Genomic DNA, 16,803 nt, shown 5'->3' on the forward strand with positions numbered 1-16,803 from the left:
TTGGCAGTGACCCAACAATGCGGAAATCGCCATATATAAACCTAACCAATACCACCATCACCCAAAAAAGCTGTGACGTAAGTTACTGGTGACTGGAGAGACGTTCGCGATCATCTGGACCCATTAACTTCTCTGGAACTTGTGTGGTCGAGGCGGTCAACATTTCGACCGCCTCGGTTTTACTAATCTGCGCCGTGCGCGAGGTCTTTCGCTGTCAGAATGCGCTTCTGCAGGACCGCAATAAGCACAACAAGGCCAAGGCCAAAGGCGTCCGTCAGCCAGCCACCTGCGATCATTGACAAACCCGCTGCCAGAAGGGCAACCCGAACGACAGCACCTGCGTGTCCGATGAACCACCCCTGAACGGCACAGGAGAGAAGATAGACGCCTACAATCGCAGTGATAGCGATGTGGCCGATCTCGAACCAAGTGCCTTCAAGCAGCATCGCAGGGGAGTAGAAGAACATATAAGGGACCACAAAGGCCGCTAAGCCGATCTTGAAACTCTCGACGCTGGTTTTTACCGGGTCGGACCCTGCCAACGCAGATCCGGCGTAAGCCGCCAGGGCGACAGGCGGGGTGATCGCCGACATCACAGCGAAGTAGAAAATGAACAGGTGAGCAATCAACGGCTCTACGCCAAGATTGACGACGCCCGGTGCGATGACACTTGCTGCGACAGCATAAGCTGCGGTTGTGGGCATTCCCATCCCTAGCACGATGGAAACGACCATGGCGAAGAACAGCGCCAAGATCTGGCTCTGGTCCGCAAGCGCCAGCAGAACTGTCGAGAAGCGGGAGCCGATACCAGTCAGGGCGATGACACCCACGATGATGCCCGCGGTCGCGCAGACCGCCACCAGTTGCAGAACCATGCGCGCGCCATTGTCGAGCGCGTTAAACAGCTGCTTCGGCCCCATCCGGTGCGGCGTGAGCCAGGAAACCACGGCGGCCGTAATCATCGCCAGGGTTCCGCAACGGATCACCGAGTATCCAGCGAAGAGGGCATATATCAGCACGATGATGGGGGTCAGAAGATAGATCTGACGGATCAGCACACCGAACTTGGGCAGTTGCTCCCGCGGGAGGCCTTTCAGGTTCGCCTTCTGCGCCGCCAGGTCGATCATGAAATAGACCGAGAGGAAATAGAGCGCCGCCGGAATGATCGCGGCCGAGACGATCTCCATGTAGGGGATGCCGGTGATTTCGGCCATGATGAAGGCGCCTGCGCCCATGATCGGCGGCATGATCTGCCCGCCTGTCGATGCCGCGGCTTCAACCGAAGCGGCGGTCTGCGGCTTGTAGCCCACCTTTTTCATCATCGGGATGGTCAGCGATCCGGTGGCCACCACGTTGCCCGCCGAGGTGCCGTTGATCATGCCCATCAGGCCGGAGGCGAAGATCGCCACCTTGGCCGGGCCGCCGCGCTTGTGCCCGGCAGCGGCGAAGGCAAGGTTGACGAAGTATTCGCCGACCCGCGTGGTCTGCAGGAAGGCGGCGAAGATCACGAAGAGGATGATGTAGGTCGACGAGATCGCGATGGGTGCGCCAAGGATGCCGTTGTCGGTGAAGATGTAGGAGAAGAAGCGCTTGGCATCATATCCGCGGTGCTCAAAAATGCCCGGCAGCCAGGGTCCGAGGAAGGAATAGGCGACAAAGATCGACGCGATGATCACCAGGGCCATACCTGCCAGGCGGCGGGTCAGTTCGATGATCAGGATCACGCCGGTGATCGCCGCCCACATGTCTCCGGGCAGCGCCATCGGCATACCGGCGCGCAGCTGCAACTGGCGTGCAAAGAAGATCAGGTAGGCGGTCGCGACCAGCGCGGCGACGGCCAACAGGATGTCGCCGGCGGAAAATGCGCGGCGGTCGCGTTGCGGGAAAAGCCAGCCATGCAGGATGGCCAGCGCCGTCCCGGCGGCCAGCGGAATGCCGAAGGACGACATGGCCCAGGCGGGGGGCAGCGCCACACCCATGAGCGTGCCATTGATCCAAATCGCGGCAACGGAGATCAGCGCATAGCCGATGCCTGCAGCGGCAAGACCCAGCAGGGCCAGCGACATCGGGTTGCGGATTTCGCCCTCGGCGTCCTCGGACAGCGACGTGGCGCCAAACAATAGAAAGCCCAGAAACAGCCCGCCGCCGACATGGCTCAGGCGATAGGCCCAGGTCTCGAGCGGATAGACGTTCATGACCAGCAGATGAAAGACCGAGTAGGCGACACACATCGTGGCGATGGCCATATTGCGCGTGCCAGTGAAATCCCGCTGATTGCTGGCAAGCGGGTCTTCATCCACATGCGCCTTGGCGGTTTCCTGTTCGATCAGCGAAAGGTCCGGCTCGGCCTCGGGCCGGCCATGAGAGTCCTGTGTCTTGGTCATGATGGGTCACCCATGAAAGGGGTTGAATGGTGAGCACGGGCGGGAGACAAGGCTCGACCGCCCGTGCAGCGCAAACGCGGGACGCGCTTACTTCTGGTCAGCAGGGATCTCGTAGCCGTTCTCTTCGAACCACTTGACGGCCCCCGGATGGAACGGGATCACGGTGTTCTTGAGCACGTTCTCGGCCAGGGTTTCCTTGGCAGCGGCGTGGTTCTGGACCATCCGCTCCGGGTTTTCCATCGCCAGCTTGGTGATCTCGTAGGCCAGGCTTTCAGGCATGTCCTGATGCGCGATGGCGAAGTTCCACAGCGACACGGTCTGGAGCGGTTCCGGCTGATCCTCGTAGGTGTTGGCCGGAATGGTGAACTCCTGCATCGCGGGCGCAAGTTCCTTCATCGTCGCCAGGGTTTCCGGCCCCATCGACAGGAAGCGCACGTCGTTTTCCACCGCCAGCTGGGCGTAGGCGCCGGTCGGCAGGCCCGCGGCGTAGACGAAGGCGTCGATCAGCCCGTCCTTGAGTTGGCCCGCAGTGTCCGAGCCGCCAGCATTGCTGATGGTGGCGCCCGAGTCGGTCGCTTCGAAGTAGCGCGTCCAGTAGGTGGCCGAGGTGCCGCCTGCCGGGCCGACGCCGATCCGCTTGCCGTTCAGATCCTGAAAGTTCTGGATGTCCGACGAAGCCAGGACCGCCGCCTGCAGCGGCGTCTGGTACATCGGGAACAACGCGCGCACGTTTTCATGCGGAACGCCGGGCATCAGCGGGCTTTCGCCGCGATAGGCCTCGTCGGCGGGTCCAAGCGTCACGAAGCCAAGCTGGTGCTCGCCGGTTTCCACCAGCGTCACGTTCTGCACCGGGCCGCCGGTGATTTCGACACCTGCGTTCAGGTCCAATTCTTCGCTGAGCATGGCACCGAAACCCGAGCCATAGGTGAAGTAGGTGCCGCCCTGGCTACCGGTGCCGATGGTGATGCTGTTGGGCCAGCCGTCGCGATCCTGCGCGGCGACGGGCATCGCGATCGTGGCGCACAGCGCCGCGACTGCGGAAATGGTCTTGAATTTCATGGAACTTCCTCCTCCGATGAGTCCTCCGATGCGCCCCGTATTTTGGGGGCAGCAACAATAAACAGATCATGCGGGGATGGACGGCCTTGGGCTATGCGCCAAATTTTATATTCAATTATGAAATAATCAGGCCGTAGCTTCCAACTCCGGCAGATGGCTTTCAAGCACGGCCAGAAATGCGTCGCGTGCCGGATCTCTTGTGCCGCGCGTCCATGCCGCCGCGAGGATCAGTTTTGACCGCGTCGTGCCATCCGGAATGGTCAGGGGAACGAAAGTCACGCCCGGAACCTGAAGCCGCGACGTCCAGCGCGGGACGATGGCGAGGCCTGTTCCCGCCGCAACGAGGTTGACGATGGTTTGCTTTTCTTCGGCCACCTGGGCAATGCGCGCGGTCAGTCCGACATCGACAAAGAGCTTGATTGTCAGATCGTGCGAATGTGGACGGGACCGGCGATCCGGCACGATCAGAGGTTCGTCTGCCAGATCAGAGATCGCAATACTGCTTTGATCAGCCAACCGATGGTTCTCTGGCAAGGCGACTACGGCGGTTTCGAAAAACAGCGCCCGGAAGTTGAGCCGTTGATCGCGCACATCCGGAGGTCGACAGAAAGCGATATCGAGCGAGCCGCTCAGCAGTTTCGGCAAGAGGTGGATGGTCTTCTGTTCGAAGAGCTGGATTTCGAGATCAGGTTGCTCCTCACGCACCAGCTTCAAGAGTTGCGGGATCAATCCTGCGGCCGCGCTATCGATGGCGCCAACTTTCAGGACCGGCGTCTCTGACTTGCGCACGTTGCGCACCTTTTCTTCAAATTGCTCAGCCTGCGCGACCAGAGCGCGAGCCTCTTCGAGAATGCTGGTGCCCGCTTCGGTAAGGGATACGCTGCGCGTGGTCCGGAGGAACAGTCGCGTTTCAAGCTTGTCCTCAAGTAAGCGAATTTGCCGTCCCAGAGAGGCAGGCAACATATCGAGCGATTGCGCGGCCCGCCCGAAATGCAGGGTTTCCGCGACCGCAAGGAAGCATCTGATCTGGTCGGTATCCAATCTCGCGGTTCCAATAGCCACTATTTCACATCTGTATATAATCTTACGCAGATTGAGGGCGGCAAGTCCAGAGCTGTAGCGTCATGTCAAGTGTCGGACTGACGTCACACAGGAGGAGATAAGATGACGATCCAGCAAACAGCCCCTGCAAATGGCGCATCAGTGCAGTCGCAGGAACTCAACGAACGGACCCAGGAAATGAAAACCTACAAGATCGCCTCCATTCCCGCCGATGGTATCGGCCCCGAAGTCATCGCCGCCGGGCACCAGGCGCTGGAAGCGTTGGCACGCCGTGACGGCGGTTTTGCGTTCGATGTTACCGAGTTCGATTGGAGTTCAGAGCGCTACAAGAAGACCGGGGCATTGATGCCAGAGGACGGCACCGAACAGCTGAAAAATTTCGACGCAATCTTTTTCGGTGCGGTTGGCGCGCCGGACGTGCCCGATCACGTGACGCTCTGGGGTCTGCGCCTGCCGATCTGCCAGGGCTTTGACCAATACGCCAACGTGCGCCCAACTAAGATCCTGCCGGGAATCTCCTCGCCGCTGGCCGGTGTTGGCCCGGGCGATCTTGACTGGGTGATCGTGCGCGAAAACTCAGAAGGCGAATATTCCGGCGTAGGCGGTCGCGCCCATCGGGGAATGCCGGAGGAAGTGGCGACTGAAGTGTCGATCTTCACCCGCGTCGGCGTAGAGCGGATCATGCGCTATGCCTTCAAACTGGCACAGTCGCGCTCTCGCAAATTCCTGACTGTCGTGACCAAGTCGAACGCACAGCGCCACGGCATGGTGATGTGGGACGAAATTGCGCTGGAAGTATCCAAGGATTTCCCGGATGTGACTTGGGACAAAATGCTGGTCGACGCCATGACCGTTCGCATGGTTAAGAACCCGAAATCGCTCGACACGATTGTGGCCACCAACCTGCACGCAGATATTCTGTCTGATCTTGCCGGCGCGTTGGCGGGGTCTCTCGGCGTTGCGCCCACCGGCAACATTGACCCCGAGCGCCGCTATCCGTCAATGTTCGAACCAATCCACGGTTCGGCCTTCGACATAACCGGCAAGGGGATCGCCAATCCAGTTGCCACCTTCTGGACCGCAAGCCAGATGCTGGAGCATCTGGGCGAGACCGCTGCGGCGGAACGTCTGATGCGCGCCGTGGAAAAGGTGTGCGCCGAAGGCATCATGACCCCGGATGTGGGCGGCACAGCGACCACTCAGGACGTCACTGATGCGGTCTGCGACGCGATCCGCGGCGAGAATATCTGAGGACAGCCAAATGACCGAGGACGATGTAAAGGCGCTGCTGCGCCGCATGATGACGGCTGCCATCGCGGCAGCTGACCCGGCGACGGTTCTGGCACGGCACCTGCCTGAAAAGCCCACGAGTCGCTGCATCGTCATCGGCGCGGGCAAGTCTGCCGCGGCTATGGCGCGTGCCCTGGAGAAGGCCTGGCCCGATGTCGAGCTTTCGGGCGTCGTCGTAACCCGCTTTGGCCACGCGGTCCCCACCGATCGCATTTCGGTGCGAGAAGCCTCCCATCCCGTACCCGATGCGGCAGGCTTGGAAGCGGCACGCGACATTCTTCAAACGGCAAAAGCCGCCAGAAAGGGCGATCTCGTGATTGCGCTAATCTCGGGCGGCGGATCGGCGCTGATGCCTATGCCGACACCGCCGCTGACCTTGGAAGAGAAGATCACGGTCAACAAGCTGCTGCTGAAATCCGGCCTGACCATCGACGATATGAACCGCGTTCGGCGCAGGCTGTCGAAGATCAAGGGTGGCGGGTTGGCTCAGGCCGCAAGTCCAGCGAGATTGGTGACTCTTGCGATCTCCGATGTCCCTGGCGACGATCCTGCGGCTGTTGCGTCTGGACCGACTGTGCCTGACCCCACTTCGGGCGACGACCTCTCGCAGCTGGTCGACCGGCTTGGCCCGGACCTGCCGTTGACTGCGCGTGAAATCCTTTTAGCTAAAGCCGAGAAAACCACTGATTTCGAGGTCGATTTCAGGATGATCGCGACACCGCAGATGTCGCTGGAGGCCGCAGCGACGGTGGCGCGAGAGGCTGGAGTGACGCCGGTTCTGCTGGGGGACGCCTTGGAAGGCGAGGCGCGCGAGTTGGGCATTGCCATGGCGGGCATCGCGAAATCTGTTGCCCGTCACGCTGCGCCAGCGCGTGCCCCGGTGGTCTTGCTGTCAGGGGGTGAGACAACCGTGTCCATTGGCGATACTTCCTCGGGGCGCGGCGGACGGAACACCGAGTTCCTGCTGAGCCTCGCGATTGCCCTGAACGGCCATCCCGGCATTCACGCCCTGGCGGTGGACACCGACGGAATCGACGGCACCGAAGATGCCGCTGGTGCTGTGATCGGCCCAGACTTTCTGGAGCGCGCGCAAACAAAAGGCCTGGATGGCACTGTCAATCTGAGGAACCACGACAGCTATTCGCTGTTCGAGGCCACTGGTGACCTGATTCGCACCGGGCCGACCCTAACCAATGTGAATGATTTCCGCGCCGTCGTGGTGCTTTGACGCCTGCTCAGGCCTAACCGAAGGACATCCCATGATCCGCGAAAGACGCGCCAAGATCGTTGCAACCGTTGGGCCAGCCAGCGCCTCGCCGTTCATGTTACGCAGCCTGTTCAACAAGGGGGTTGATACCTTCCGGCTGAATTTCAGCCATGGCGAACATGACATTCATGCGACCACCATCGCAGCAATCCGTGCTTTGGAAAGCGAGGTCGGCGTGCCGATTGGGATCCTCCAGGATTTGCAGGGACCGAAGATCAGACTTGGGCGAATTGCCGGTGGCGCTCGTATTCTCGACCGACATGAGAAGGTATGCTTTCTACCCGTTGAAACGGCCAAAGACGATACATGTCTGCCTTTGCCTCACCCTGAGATATTCGCGGCTATTGAGCTGGGCCATCGGGTGTTCATCGACGATGGGCGCGTGCGACTTAGAATTACCGACAAGCAGGCGGGCAAACTTGAGGCCGAAGTCATCGAAGGCGGCAAGGTCAGCGACCGCAAAGGGGTCAACCTGCCCGACTGCGTGCTCGACTTGCCGGTGCTAACCGAAAAGGACCGAGCAGATCTTGAGTTCGGCCTTGCCCACGGCGTCGACTGGGTGGCGCTGTCTTTCGTGCAGAAATCCTCCGATCTCGATGAAATCGCCCGGATCATCGACGGCCGGGCTGGTCTGATCTCGAAGATCGAGAAGCCATCCGCGCTCGACGGCATCGACGCGATCATCAACCGGTCCGATGCCATCATGATTGCCCGTGGCGACCTCGGCGTGGAAATCCCGCCCGAAGACGTGCCCGCGCGGCAAAAGGAAATCATCGCGCTGTGCCGCCGCGCCTGCCGCCCGGTGATCGTGGCCACGCAAATGCTGGAATCCATGACAGCCTCCCCCGCGCCCACCCGCGCCGAAGCGTCAGACGTCGCCACCGCAATCTATGATGGTGCCGATGCCGTGATGTTGTCGGCGGAGAGCGCGACCGGAGCCTATCCGTCTGAGGCCGTCGAGGTGATGGACCGGATCATCCGATCAACCGAAAGTCATGCGTTTTACACCAAGGCGATGACAGCCTCGCGCGAGCCATCACAGACGGATGCCGATGCCATTGCCGATACTGGTGCAACGCTCGCATGCGCACTGCACGCAAAGTGCATCATGGCCTATTCCATGTCAGGGTTGACAGGCCTGCGCATTGCGGCACGACGTCCAAAACTGCCTTTGATCGTGATGACTCGCGACCAATCCGTATCGCGCCGAATGGCTTTGGTCTGGGGCGCCCGCTCGGTTCTGGAGGCGACAGCGGAGGACTATGACAGCATGGTCGAAACAGCCAGGTCGGAATGCCAGCGCCTTCTGGCACCGAATGTCGGGGACAAGATGGTGGTCTTGTCAGGTGTCCCTTTCGGGCAAGTGGGAAGCACCAACAACATCCGTGTCGCGACCTTCCGCTGATCAAAATGAACAAGGCTGAAACACCATGAGCTCCATCATCGACATCCACGCACGCGAAATCCTTGACAGCCGGGGAAACCCTACTGTCGAAGTCGATGTCACCCTCGACGACGGCACGCTTGGCCGTGCTGCCGTGCCATCAGGGGCCTCCACCGGCTTGCACGAAGCGGTTGAGCGCCGCGATTGTGATATGGCGCGCTACATGGGCAAGGGAGTTCTAGAGGCAGTGGCGGCGGTCAACACAGAGATCGCCGAGACCATCGTCGGCTTTGACGCTACCGAACAGGTGGCCATTGACATGGCCATGTGCGAACTCGACGGCACCGAAAACAAAGGTCGCCTTGGCGCAAACGCCATACTCGGAGTGTCGCTGGCCGTTGCCAAAGCAGCGGCCAAGTCCACCGGTCAACCGCTCTTTCGCTATGTCGGCGGAACTTCGGCACGCGTCTTGCCTGTGCCCATGATGAACATCATCAATGGGGGAGAGCATGCCGACAATCCGATCGACATCCAGGAATTCATGATTGTGCCGGTTGCGGCGGCGAACATACGCGAAGCCGTGCGCATGGGCTCGGAAGTGTTCCACACGCTGAAAAAAGAGCTTTCGATGGCCGGCATGTCGACCGGCCTCGGCGACGAAGGCGGCTTCGCTCCAGAGATCGGCTCGACCCGCGATGCGCTGGATTTTATCCTCAAATCGATTGAGAATGCAGGCTACAAGCCTGGCGAGGACTTCTACCTGGCCATGGATTGTGCTGCGACTGAGTACTACCGCGACGACAAATACAACATGAATGGCGAAGGCTTGTTGCTGACATCCGAGGAGAATGTCGACTACCTCGCGCGGCTCTGCGACGACTATCCTATCGTCTCGATCGAGGATGGCTGTTCGGAAGATGATTGGGACGGCTGGAAGTTGTTGACCGACCGGCTGGGTGACAAGATTCAGCTCGTAGGGGATGACCTGTTTGTGACCAACCCGGCGCGTCTTGCGATGGGCATCGAGCGGGGATGCGCAAACTCGATGCTGGTCAAGGTGAATCAGATCGGCACTCTGACCGAGACGCTCGAGGCCGTCGGTATGGCGCACCGCGCCCGCATGACCAATGTCATGTCGCATCGGTCGGGTGAGACCGAAGACTCTATCATAGCTGATCTCGCTGTTGCGACCAACTGTGGTCAGATCAAGACCGGCTCTCTTGCACGCTCGGACCGGTTGGCGAAGTACAACCAGTTGATCCGTATCGAAGAGATGCTGGGCGCGGTGGCCGAGTACGGAGGTAAGAGCATCCTGGTGAGCTAAGGCCAACTTAAGGCGATTGTATATTTGACAAACCTGTGTCGTGAGTGTCCGTCGTCGGGGTAACCTGACTCAAAGGACGTACAGGCTCCAAATAGAAAGCCAAGGTTGTCGATGCTTGTCCCGGTGTTTGGGACGAACTCTTCATATCTCAAATAGGTACTTCTCAAAATTCGATAGCAGCGAAAGTCTGCTTCCCGCCCATCACGTCGAATGCTTAGACAAGTAATCCTTATAGTCGGCAGCGGAGTCACCTGCACATTGACCTTGGGCTAAGCCTTGCGGGCTCCCCAGCTCGGCTTTGCGTGTCGCAAGGGAGAACGGCCCTTCGGTCCGTCGCGCATTCGGCCATGCGGCCTCACCGCGGCGTTGCGCTTGGCATCCCGGTTTGCCCGCCTCGCGAGCACGTCCCTCCCCGGCCGCTCCGTCGGATTGCGCTCTGGTCTGTTTTGCTTGAGCGCAAAACGATCCCGCCGCTCCATCCGTCTTCCGCGTCCGGTCGGGCCGTTTGCCTGCTCGGGTCGGTCAAACCTACCGTCAAAACACACACACATGAGTGCGGAAGCATATCCTCCGGATGGCCCCCAAATCAGCCCGCGTCAAGGATCGCAAAACTTTTCGGCGAGGGCGGAGCCCGTGGCGCGGGGCGGTCCCGTGCGCAAGCGCGCGCATGTGTCGGGTGCCGCGCGCGGAAAACTTTTGCGCCCGGCAAGCCGGCGGCTGCGCCGTCCCTGACCCGGGCAGATTCGGAAACCAGGCATTCGGCCATGCCCCCACACTCACGTGGTGGCCTTGGAACCGAACACTGGAGACCAGACATGGCTTACGACACCGCAAACACCTACGAGACGATCGAGCTTTTCGGGCTGACCGAGAGGGACGCGCAGCTCCCGATCCCGGAGGATCACGTCCTGACCGACCACATCATCCGCGAGAGCTTCGAGGCTTTGCTCGGTCAGCTGCGCGGGACCGGGCTTGAAGCCGAAATCGAACCGCTGGCCCATGGGCTCGCGACGATCCTGCAGCGCCGCAAGGTGGCACTCGGCAAGGAGGTCGACCGCACTGCTGACAAGATCGGCGCGCTGGCAAAATCCCATGACGGATCGGAGATCGCCGAGACCGCGCTCGAAGAAGCGCAGGCGCGCTTTGTGCAGCTGCGCGAGATCGTCAGCGCCATCGAGGTAATGAGCGAGGCTGCGGCGGAATGCTACGAGATCGAGACGGGCCACGCCTTCATCCCGGCAGCCGGGTCGCGCGCGAGCGTCCGGGCGCAGGAGACCGGGGCGGTCTTTGAGGCGCGGCAGCTCCTCGAGCAGCACGACCGCGAGACCGCCGAGAAGTCGAAAGTCGAGGGGGTTCCCCTGATCGTCTCAGGCGCCACCGACTGGACCGATGTTGATGTGATCTTCAACACGCTCGACAAGGTTCGCGAACGGATCAAGCAGAACCGCAACCAGGAGATCTTCCTCTGCCACAAGGGTGGCAAGCACGGGGCGGAGATGATTGCGGCTCGGTGGGCCCGGGCACGCGGGGTCGCACAAGCGCGCTTCGATCCGCGCTGGTCCGCGCATGGGCGGGCGGCACCGTTCAAGTGCAACGACGAAATGCTGGACGACAAGTTCGCGGCGACGGGGGTTGTACTCTTCGGCGGCAACGGGGTCGCGCTGAACCTCGGGCAGAAGGCGGAAGCGAAAGGCTTGACGGTCATGCGGGTTGCAGACCCGGCTAAGAAGACTGCGCAGGATTGAAGAGAGGGGGTCGCGCTTGGCGCGGCCCTTTCGTCGTTTCTCATGGGCGTGGCAATTCTCCAAGAACCTTTTGCCTAGCAATTTCCTGTTTTGATAGGTATATGCGTGCCAAGCAAAACTTGGAAATGATTGGCATGACCCCACTCAGCAGCATCGCGATGAGCGCCTACACCGATCTGGTACGTCTTTTGAAGGACGACGCCTTGTCCGGTGTTGAAGGCAAGCCGACGCTCAAAGAGCGCGGCGACAAGGCCTATTGGTATGCCGCGCGGCGCGTCGGAACCGAGATGCGGTTCATCTATATCGGCGAGGACAGTGACGAGACGCGTGCACGTATCAACCGGATTGAGGAGCTGCGCTCGACCGCCAAGGATCGGCAGGCGGAACGGTCTCGGCTTGTCCGCCTCTTGCGCGCCGAAGGCATGACCCCCACCGACCGGGCAACCGGGTCCATCCTGTCGGCGATGGCGGCGGCCGGGACTTTCCGTTTGGGAGGCACCATCGTCGGAACCAATGCATTTCGCTTCTATGAAGGCGAGCTTGGTATCCGTCTGCCAATTGGCGGTATGGCCAATACTGGCGACATCGACATCGCGCAGTTCGAGAAGCTCAGCGTTGCGTTGCAGGATCAGGTCGACCCGGGTCTTGCCGAGACGTTCTCGGCGCTCAAATTCGATCCTCTGCCATCTCTTGACCAAGGCCGGACCTGGCGGTGGGCCCAGGGTGGCAGCGGCCAGTTGGTCGAGTTTCTCACACCGGCGTTCGGAGATGAGACCCTCCGTGATCTGCCAGCCTTGGGCGTGAACGCCCAAGGACTGAACTATCTCAACTTCCTGATCGCTGAGCCGATCCATGCGGCGGCGATCTATCGGTCCGGCGTTCTGGTCCAGGTGCCGCGCCCGGAACGTTATGCGATCCACAAGCTGATCATTGCCGACCGGCGTCGTGACGGGGCAGGGAACCTCAAATCGGCGAAGGACAGGGAGCAGGCGGCTTTCCTGATCGAGGCGATGGCCGAGGACCGTCCCGATGATCTGTCGCAGGCCTATGCCACGGCCATGGAAGTCGGACCGCGCTGGCGGGAGCACATCGGCAACTCACTGAAGCGGATGCCTGAGACGCAACTAATCCTCGACGGGTTGGGAGTGTGATTGCCGCAACGGGGTTGCACTGAACCTCGGGCAGAAGGCGGAAGCGAAAGGCCTGACGGTCATGCGGGTTGCGGACCCGGCTAAGAAGACTGCGCAGGATTGAAGAGAGGGGGTCGCGCTTGACGCGGCCCTTTCGTCGTTTCTCATGGGCGTGCGGTCGGTCACGCGTGATCGGCAGCTCGCGGCGGCCAGCACCGTCATCGCTCTACCTGGTCCGTCAGAGTGCGGCCCATCCGCATCGGTGCGGGCTGGGGATGGTGCGCATCTCACGCACATCGTCAGCGGCGCAAGACGCGAGGGGTCGAGACGTCCCACTTGAGGCTGAAGTCCAGCACGTCCCTCGGGTGGTGTTTCGGAACACCGCATCCACGCGGGCGGGCTCCATCAGCACCCCGGCCAGGATCGGCGGAACTAGGACGCGGAAGGTGGCTGCGGCGTGATGGCAGGGGTCATCCGGATCACTCCTTTTTGCTCATAGATGTGGATCGCACGGGGTCGGCCCAATCGTGCCCTCAGCTCACGCTTCGGCAAGCACAAATACGGCTTCCACGGCGGAGCCGCGAACCCTCCGCATTTGCACTTGCGACCGGGCCTCTTGCCCCCGTGCCGGGTGATCCCCATCGCAACAAGGAGTAACCCAAATGACCAACCACTACGTCGCCACCGTCCCCGTCAAGTTCACCGATACCGATGGCCAGGAGCGCACCCGTTTTCAGCGCGTGGGTGCGATGTTCCGCAACACCCGCAACGGGGACGGCTCGGAGTTCTTCAGCCTCAAGCTCGACTTTCCCGTCGCGGTCTCGGAGCTGGTGATGTTCCCACCGAGCGCGAAAGATCCCCAGGACTGAATCCTCTGAAGAGGATGGGCCGCCGTCAGGCGGCCCTGTCCCTGTTCCAGGGACGCCGTCACCGGCGGGGTTGATTGCCGGTGGCGACCCCCAGGTGTCGGTCGCTGCGCGTTCGTGGGTCGAACGCCGCCAAGATCAAAGAGATCGCGACAGACCGTCCAGCCAGCCTCAAGGGGGCCATCCACAAAAACCTATCGGCTAGGGCCTCCCGGTTTTTGCGGCAGAGATTTGGCGGAGCCAAATCTGGCCCTCCTTGACCCTGCCTGTCCGCCCTGTCGGTGGGGTTTGCGCCCGCCCGCGTTTCCGTCCGAACACATGCGTGTTCGGCCTGAATCTCGGATGCAGGCATGCCGATTGGCGGTCGGAGTGCTCGATGGTCGAGGGGTCCAGTGAGTCCCTTCTGGCGGGGGCCTCGTGCCCTTGGCGCCCTGTATGCCGGCCTATCAGGCTTGCACGGCTGTAATTCTTATCTAAGGCGGTCCGCATACGGCGTTCATATCTGTCGGCATTGAACTGCCAGATGACGCCCAAACGACTCTCAGACTCGCCCTGTTGCTGCTAAGGATGAATTGACATTAAGGTAGATATTATATAAAACATAATAAAAAGAGACAATGGCAGGATATGGAAAATGTATACACATTTTGTCCGAGGGGTCTAAGATGAGCCGAGCGCGCAAAAACCTGACGATCGAGCAGCGCATTGAGATCGCGCGACGGTTCCAGGCTGGCGAGGCGGCGCGGGAACTGTCGAAGCAATTTGGCGTGTCCGTGCGACATGTATCGCGGCTCGCGAAAGAGGAGATCGGCGACGGGTTGGCTGTGCGCGATCCGTCTGAGGTCGTGAGTTTCCGGGCGTCGCAATCCGAGTTGGAAGCCTTCGATGCAGACTGGCAGGCACGCGGGTTTGCCAATCGCAGCCAGGCTCTGAAAGCGGTGGTGCGGGCGCGTTGTGGGTTCATGGATGTGACGGCGGATCGGCTCGATGGATTTGTCGAGGTCTGGCGTCAATCGCGAGATCTGACGGAAGCCGGGATGGCCTTGGCCAAGGCGGTGCGTCGAGGACGGATGTTGCTCACGGACGAAGATCGGGCGCTGGTTTGCGAGCTTGTCGATCTGGCGCAGAAAATGACGCGAGAACTTAGTGCGATGAAGGATCTGGTGCAGGTGCAACGCGGCGCCGGGCTGCCGGAAGTCGTCGAGACAGCCGGCGCCGGAGCGATTGAAGCGGAGCCAGATGAGCGTTCCGGTTCAAGATCGGATCAGGCTTCGCTGCCTCTCGGCAAGCTTGAGACGCGAACCCCGATACATGATGTGAAGACTAAGAACCGGAACGCTCTACATGGCTGATCCACTAAATAAATCTCTGGCCCTCTACAGTTCGGTCATGGGCCGCCTCTGGGAGGATGAGCGCATCCGGGGCAAGGCCCAGGCACGGATCGATGTCCGGCTGGCAGGGCGCCGACAGGGGCGCAGCTACGCGCGGGTGGGGCGGCTCTCGGTGCGCAACATCGCCAAGGCGGCCTCGGGCCAAAGCCGGGCGGCGGTGTTCAAGCGGATCCGGGCAGGGGGGTGCAAGACGCGAGCGTCTCTCGGCAACCAGATCTCCTACATTAACGACAAGGCGGTCTTCACTTATTCTACAATGACCAACCCGCTGGATGAGGCGTCGGTGCTGACAGGCGAGCAAAAAGGCGAGATTATTGAAGCCTGGTCTGAGACCTGGCGGGGCACCACCAAGCTCGGGTTCACCTCGCACATGCTTCTGTCTTTCCCGACTGATGTCAGTACCGAGAAGGTCCGCGATATCACGCTAGATTGGGCGGAACATTTCTTCGAAAGCGGCGAGTACGGTGATCAGTGGGACTACGTATTAGCGGTCCACGACGACCGGGCGCATCGACACGCCCATATCGTTCTGAACAATCGCGGCCGCGAACAGGGAACCTGGTTCTCCTGCTGGGCCGAGGGGGTGATGTCGCCCCAGCTCATGCGCGAGAAACAGGCGGAGATCGCCGAGGGCTATGGTGTGATGCTGGATGCGACCACGCGGCTAGAGCGTGGCATCTTCGCCAAAGCGCCCGGCATCGACGAGATCTACCGCGCCAAGGAAGAGGCCCGCCTTCCGCGCGAGATCACGATGACGCCGGAGGAATCCGCCATCGCTCAGGCGCAGGTCGTGGGCTTTGCCAAGGACTATGCCAAGCTTGCCGATCTGCTGGATCGCATGGACCAGCGCAATTTAGCCCGCGCCGTGCGGGCAATGGCCAGGGGGCTTGGCACAAAAACCCCTTACGAGTTCACCGCAGGAGAGATTGACATGAAGGACATCCAGACAGTCGGAGATGCGATCGAGTATTCCGAGCGCACCATCGAAGCCCTGCGGCTCAAGGCAGAGGAGTTGGACGGTGAAGCACGCGCCAGCTTCGAGAAGAAATCCGCCCCGATCATCCGCGATCTTTCCCAGATGGTGCCGGACCCAGACCTGCGGGCACGGTTCGGGCGAGACCTCATTGAGCCTTATCCGCCGGGGGCAGGGGATGCACGGCTCATCGAGGCGCTGCAGTCGGGCCGGGATGAGGTGCTGGAGGATATCCTGTTGCAGGCGCGTGAGATCGGCATCGATGGTGATGATCTTACTGCCCGGATCACCGTTGGCGGCACCACGAATTACGGGTTGGCGCAGAGCTGGGTCGAGCGGGATATGGAGGCTGTGCTGGCTAAGGACGGCCTCACCGTTGAGACGGCGAGTGACGATCAGCTCGATGCCGCGTTGGAAAAGGTTGACGGCGCGATGGATCGCCTCATGGAGCGGGTGAGGGAACTGGGCGTGCCGGTTGGTTCAGGGCTCAGTGCGGAGGACGTGCAGGGCCTCTCATTGATCGACGACGCGGATCCCGAACACAGGTCGGGCCCGAACACCTACCTGCAGGACTTGGCCGACATGTTGAAAGAGGGCCGGCTGACCGAGGCTCAGGAAGAAGTTGTCGAGCGAGCCCTGCAGGCCGAGCTCTTCAAGGAGGTGGGCGAGGAGGGGTTGGCCGAACTGCGACGTGGCAATTACGAGGTGCTGGAAGAGGTATTGCCGGGTAAGATCGACCAGATCACCGTGACGCAGGAATTCCTCGAGATGACGCATGAGGAGACCGGGGATCAGGTCTTCACCGACCGCGCTGCAGCGCTTCAGCAGGACAAGGTGACGGAGGTGGCGCGCCAATTGGAGGCCGAGCGGGCGCGGACCCGTGATCTTCGGCGCGAACTCGACGACGACCTCAGTTTCTGAGCGGAGA

12 protein-coding genes are annotated in these 16,803 nt (G+C 61.1%); 9 read left to right on the plus strand and 3 right to left on the minus strand.

The window, feature by feature from the left end; genetic code table 11:
• Positions 1–182: 182 nt before the first annotated feature.
• The 3 genes from Q0864_RS15380 to Q0864_RS15390 all read right to left on the minus strand — a co-directional run bounded on the left by Q0864_RS15380 (position 183) and on the right by Q0864_RS15390 (position 4,505).
• On the minus strand, positions 183–2,384 hold the full coding sequence (locus Q0864_RS15380; RefSeq protein WP_298571434.1) for a TRAP transporter permease: 2,202 nt from the start codon (positions 2,382–2,384) through the stop codon (positions 183–185).
• 87 nt (positions 2,385–2,471) lie between these two features.
• Entirely contained in the window at positions 2,472–3,443 is a 972-nt protein-coding gene (locus Q0864_RS15385) for a TAXI family TRAP transporter solute-binding subunit (RefSeq protein ID WP_298571437.1), read from the minus strand.
• 126 nt (positions 3,444–3,569) lie between these two features.
• Positions 3,570–4,505, minus strand: coding sequence for a LysR substrate-binding domain-containing protein (locus Q0864_RS15390; RefSeq protein WP_298571440.1), 936 nt, complete (start codon positions 4,503–4,505; stop codon positions 3,570–3,572).
• A gap of 177 nt (positions 4,506–4,682) precedes the next feature.
• On the opposite strand from Q0864_RS15390, the gene Q0864_RS15395 reads away from it, so the two are divergent.
• The 9 genes from Q0864_RS15395 to Q0864_RS15435 all read left to right on the plus strand — a co-directional run bounded on the left by Q0864_RS15395 (position 4,683) and on the right by Q0864_RS15435 (position 16,796).
• Positions 4,683–5,756 carry a tartrate dehydrogenase gene (locus tag Q0864_RS15395; RefSeq protein WP_242110469.1) on the plus strand — a complete coding sequence of 358 codons (1,074 nt, stop codon included), beginning with the start codon at positions 4,683–4,685 and terminating at the stop codon, positions 5,754–5,756.
• 10 nt (positions 5,757–5,766) lie between these two features.
• Positions 5,767–7,023: a glycerate kinase gene (locus Q0864_RS15400; RefSeq protein ID WP_298571443.1), complete on the plus strand. Its 1,257-nt coding sequence runs from the start codon at positions 5,767–5,769 to the stop codon at positions 7,021–7,023.
• Positions 7,024–7,054: 31 nt separating this feature from the next.
• Positions 7,055–8,467, plus strand: a complete 1,413-nt coding sequence (pyk, locus tag Q0864_RS15405; protein WP_271421647.1) for a pyruvate kinase — start codon at positions 7,055–7,057, stop codon at positions 8,465–8,467.
• Between the two features lie 25 nt (positions 8,468–8,492).
• Complete coding sequence (eno, locus tag Q0864_RS15410; RefSeq protein ID WP_242110408.1) at positions 8,493–9,770, plus strand: phosphopyruvate hydratase; 1,278 nt, start codon at positions 8,493–8,495, stop codon at positions 9,768–9,770.
• An 815-nt stretch (positions 9,771–10,585) separates the two neighbouring features.
• Positions 10,586–11,515 (plus strand): DUF2493 domain-containing protein, encoded by a 930-nt coding sequence (locus Q0864_RS15415; RefSeq protein WP_298571449.1) that lies wholly within the window; start codon positions 10,586–10,588, stop codon positions 11,513–11,515.
• 134 nt (positions 11,516–11,649) lie between these two features.
• Positions 11,650–12,666, plus strand: a complete 1,017-nt coding sequence (locus tag Q0864_RS15420) for a GSU2403 family nucleotidyltransferase fold protein (protein WP_298571452.1) — start codon at positions 11,650–11,652, stop codon at positions 12,664–12,666.
• A 641-nt stretch (positions 12,667–13,307) separates the two neighbouring features.
• The gene (locus tag Q0864_RS15425; protein ID WP_007120662.1) at positions 13,308–13,514 is read left to right on the plus strand and encodes a hypothetical protein; all 207 of its coding nucleotides are present in this window, start codon (positions 13,308–13,310) and stop codon (positions 13,512–13,514) included.
• Between the two features lie 662 nt (positions 13,515–14,176).
• Entirely contained in the window at positions 14,177–14,863 is a 687-nt protein-coding gene (locus Q0864_RS15430) for a hypothetical protein (RefSeq protein WP_298571455.1), read from the plus strand.
• Entirely contained in the window at positions 14,856–16,796 is a 1,941-nt protein-coding gene (locus tag Q0864_RS15435; protein WP_298571458.1) for a relaxase/mobilization nuclease domain-containing protein, read from the plus strand. Before Q0864_RS15430 ends, Q0864_RS15435 begins: the two co-directional genes overlap by 8 nt.
• Positions 16,797–16,803 lie beyond the last annotated feature (7 nt).

This window comes from uncultured Aliiroseovarius sp., from assembly GCF_947497285.1.
GTDB lineage: Bacteria > Pseudomonadota > Alphaproteobacteria > Rhodobacterales > Rhodobacteraceae > Aliiroseovarius.

What these genes read in the sequence shown, in the direction of transcription:
- Q0864_RS15435 (WP_298571458.1), top strand. Translation starts at nt 14,856, where the DNA reads ATGGCTGATCCACTAAATAAATCTCTGGCCCTCTACAGTTCGGTCATG.
- Q0864_RS15395 (WP_242110469.1), top strand. Translation starts at nt 4,683, where the DNA reads ATGAAAACCTACAAGATCGCCTCCATTCCCGCCGATGGTATCGGCCCC.
- eno (WP_242110408.1), top strand. Translation starts at nt 8,493, where the DNA reads ATGAGCTCCATCATCGACATCCACGCACGCGAAATCCTTGACAGCCGG.
- pyk (WP_271421647.1), top strand. Translation starts at nt 7,055, where the DNA reads ATGATCCGCGAAAGACGCGCCAAGATCGTTGCAACCGTTGGGCCAGCC.
- Q0864_RS15420 (WP_298571452.1), top strand. Translation starts at nt 11,650, where the DNA reads ATGACCCCACTCAGCAGCATCGCGATGAGCGCCTACACCGATCTGGTA.
- Q0864_RS15430 (WP_298571455.1), top strand. Translation starts at nt 14,177, where the DNA reads ATGAGCCGAGCGCGCAAAAACCTGACGATCGAGCAGCGCATTGAGATC.
- Q0864_RS15415 (WP_298571449.1), top strand. Translation starts at nt 10,586, where the DNA reads ATGGCTTACGACACCGCAAACACCTACGAGACGATCGAGCTTTTCGGG.
- Q0864_RS15425 (WP_007120662.1), top strand. Translation starts at nt 13,308, where the DNA reads ATGACCAACCACTACGTCGCCACCGTCCCCGTCAAGTTCACCGATACC.
- Q0864_RS15380 (WP_298571434.1), bottom strand. Translation starts at nt 2,384, where the DNA reads ATGACCAAGACACAGGACTCTCATGGCCGGCCCGAGGCCGAGCCGGAC.
- Q0864_RS15385 (WP_298571437.1), bottom strand. Translation starts at nt 3,443, where the DNA reads ATGAAATTCAAGACCATTTCCGCAGTCGCGGCGCTGTGCGCCACGATC.
- Q0864_RS15400 (WP_298571443.1), top strand. Translation starts at nt 5,767, where the DNA reads ATGACCGAGGACGATGTAAAGGCGCTGCTGCGCCGCATGATGACGGCT.